A 3,233-nucleotide genomic window follows, 5' to 3' on the forward strand; every position below is an offset into this window, starting at 1 on the left:
TCGTTGCCCGATTCCAGCTTCGCGCCCTGGTAAGTCTGGTCGCCGCCACTGAGCAGGGTGAGGTCGCCGCCGCTGGATATTTGGCTGCCCACTGCCGTCACATCGGTGATTTCGTCGCGCCGGGTCTTCTTGCTACCGAAGCTGCCTTTGCTCTTCTTGTCGTAGAGGTAGTAACTGCTGTCGTTGGCGGCCAGCAGCTCCAGCTTGTCGCCGGCCACCAGGTAGGCTTCGTCGCCGGCGCTGGCCTGGCTCGCGACCAGCCGCAGGTCCTGTCCGGCATTGATCGCCAGGTCGCCGCCAGCGTCCACGCGAGTGGCCTGCTGGGTGATCTTGTCGTCCTGGAAAGTGACCTTCTTGGTCTTGCCATAGGCATGCTCTTCGTTGGCAGCCGCGACCAGGCCCACATCGCGACCCGCCTCGAATGTCACGTCGCGACGAGCGTCGATGCGGCTGCCCGCGACGCTGATATCGCGTCCGGCACTGACGCTGATATCGCGCCCCGCCACGACCTCGGCGCCCATCTGGGTCGTCTGGGTCTGGTATGCCTGGCTTCCTGCCGTCCAGCCCCGCTCCGCTACCGCAGCCGAAACCAGGACATCCCTGCCGCCTTGCAAGGCGAGGTCGCCCTTGCTGTCGATGACACCGCCAATATTGGCTACATCGCGTCCTGCCGAAACGGTCAGCTTCTGCGCAGCCTCGATACGCGCGGCGCTATCGGCAAATGCCTCAGTGGTACCGGTTCCCCTGTAGGAGGACTGGTGCTGGGTCACCGTCCGTTCATTGATGACGTCTCCGGTAAGGGCGGAGAGGTTTACCTCGCGCCCGGCAATGATGCCGCCCTGGTCATTGCGGATGGAGCCGCTGGCCAGCAGGTCGAGGCGGTTGCCGGCCTCGATCAGGCCGCTGTTGTCGATGTTGCCGGCTGTCGCGCTGAGGTCGTTCTGCGCGCGCAGGGTACCGGCGTTCCTCAGGTCCCCGCCGGTGATCAGGTTCACGTCGCGCCCCTGGATCAGCGCGCCGTTCGGGCCCAACCGCCCCTCGGCCTGGGCCAGGTAGACCACGGGGGCGAGGACCTTCTCGCCATTCACCTCGACTTCTTCCAGCCAAACGATGTCGTGGGTCAGCGCGGCCACCTGGGCGGCGCTGAGGGTGACGCCAGGGGTCAGTCCCAATACGTCCTTGCTGGCGATGGCGTTGTCCATCAGATAGCGGAACATCGCTTCGTCGCTGTTCAATCCGGCGATGAAGCGCTGCCCCGTACGCTGGACGATCGCTTCGCGTACCAGGCGCTGCTCGTATAGACCGTCGCCCAGGCGCTTCTTGCTGTCATCCGGATTGATACCCAGGCCACCGAGCAGGTAGTCCGAGTTGAGGAACTGCTTCAGCTCGGTGAGCGCCGGGTTGGTCTCGATCAGATACTTGTGGCTGTTGCTCGGTGTGGCATTGCTGGGCACGCCCTCAACGCGCGCAACCGACGGCAGGGTTTGCAACGCTGGCTGCCCAACCGGAGGCTCGGCAAGAACGGCGCTCCGCTCTTCGAGGCGAGGCAGGCTGCCCTGAGCCCTAACGGCCGAAGGCAGTGCCTGCACCGACGACTGCTCAGCCGGCAGATCGGCAAGGATGCTGCCATTGCCACCTGGACTGGAAACTACCCCCTCTACACGCACTGTCGAAGGCGAGGCCTGGACCGTCGCCTGCGCACCCTGCCAATTGGCGAGAATAGTTCCATTCCCATCGTGACCGGGCGCTGTGCCTTGAATACGATCAGCCGCGGGAAGGCTTGAGAACGAGGGTAGACCACCGCGCAGATCGGCGAGGATGACGCCATTGCCGCTGTGACCCGATGCATTGCCCTCGACGAGTCCACCCAGTCCCGTGGTCGCCTGGTGCTCACCGGCCTGGAAACGGCCAGTGTTTCCCCCGTCGCCCGAGATTGGCGCGGAAGCCCGTAGCGCATCGATAGCCTCAGCTACCCGGCCTTGATAGGCGGAACCGGTAAGCGAGGTGACCCGATCATCGCCGACACGACGCGCCTGGGTACTCCAGCCACTTGCGTCACTGCCTGCCTGTGCGGATACAGATACGCCATGGCCGCTCTGGGTGAGATCGCTGGCGGATTTCAGAGCACCACTTGCCTGGTTCACCTGGGCTCCTTGGGACGCCAGGCGGAAGAGCCCATTCTGGCCTTGAGGCAGGCTGAAGCCCGGCAAGGTGAGAGGATTGATCTGTTGCCTTGCCAAATCCGCTGGCAGTTGACTCTTCAGAGTCACTACGGCGCTCGTCGTGCTTGAAACAGCTATGTCCTGATGAGGTAACTGGGTTTCCTGAACGGCCTGAAATCCCTGTAGGACAGAGTTATTGAAACTCTCCGCAGCATTCACCGTTACACGACCGCCAGCTTGCACGACAGCACCAACCGTTGAGTTCGCCCCTTTGTTAATCGTCAACTCATCGAGAGGAGCCAATCCCTTAAGTAGATCTGGAATAGCATCCGTTTTTTTCGATGAATAATTCGGCGCCGGTATTCGTCCAATAGCCTTATTCCAGCGATCTGTGCCCGGATACTCAACATCTAAGGTACCGAAGTACAGGTGCCAACCCGGCCCACCATTTTTCCCGTTTCCATGAATGACCTCCAGCGGAGAGACTTTTTCATTAAAATTCTTGTCGAAATAATGAATATTCGGAAGTCTCCCCCCTGTGCTCGCATATCCCTCCCCATAACTGGGATCGTTGACAGCGTTATACGCCAATATGCGCATAAGCAATTCTTCGCCAAATTTACTCGGCGGCGAATAAACGCCCCTGACCGCATATTCCCCTAACGCATAACCTTTGTTTTCGAAATTACTCAGAGATAGCGTGGCGTCTCTTACAGCACTTATATTAGAAGCAATATTCTGCAGGCTTGCACCTACAACAAGCAGATCTCGACCAGCCGTAATTGAAGCAGCGGCAGAAGACTCTCCCAATGTAGACTTATATTCCCTGATCCAGACAAGCTCGCTCGAAGACCTAGTTTTTCCCCACCTCTCAGAAAGCTGACACCCCGTACAGCGGACGCCAATAGCGCTATTCTGCAAGTCACCTTCAATCTCTAGGGTTTCCCTTCTATTGAGAAGTGAACTCACGGAGAAACGCATATCACCTGTGCTCTCTAAATTCCCGGAAATGTTCTCCAAGCGATTTGCCCAGCCCCCCGCATCGTCGCGGGCGATATCCAGCCTGCCGAG

General features: G+C 59.9%; 1 protein-coding gene. It reads right to left on the minus strand.

Annotated features, from left to right (window positions below):
- Positions 1–3,233 (minus strand): hemagglutinin repeat-containing protein (locus HMPREF2924_RS36525; RefSeq protein ID WP_256567968.1); only part of this gene is annotated, 3,233 nt, incomplete at both ends.

Origin of the sequence: Pseudomonas sp. HMSC063H08 (assembly GCF_001813645.1) — a bacterium.
GTDB lineage: Bacteria > Pseudomonadota > Gammaproteobacteria > Pseudomonadales > Pseudomonadaceae > Pseudomonas > Pseudomonas aeruginosa.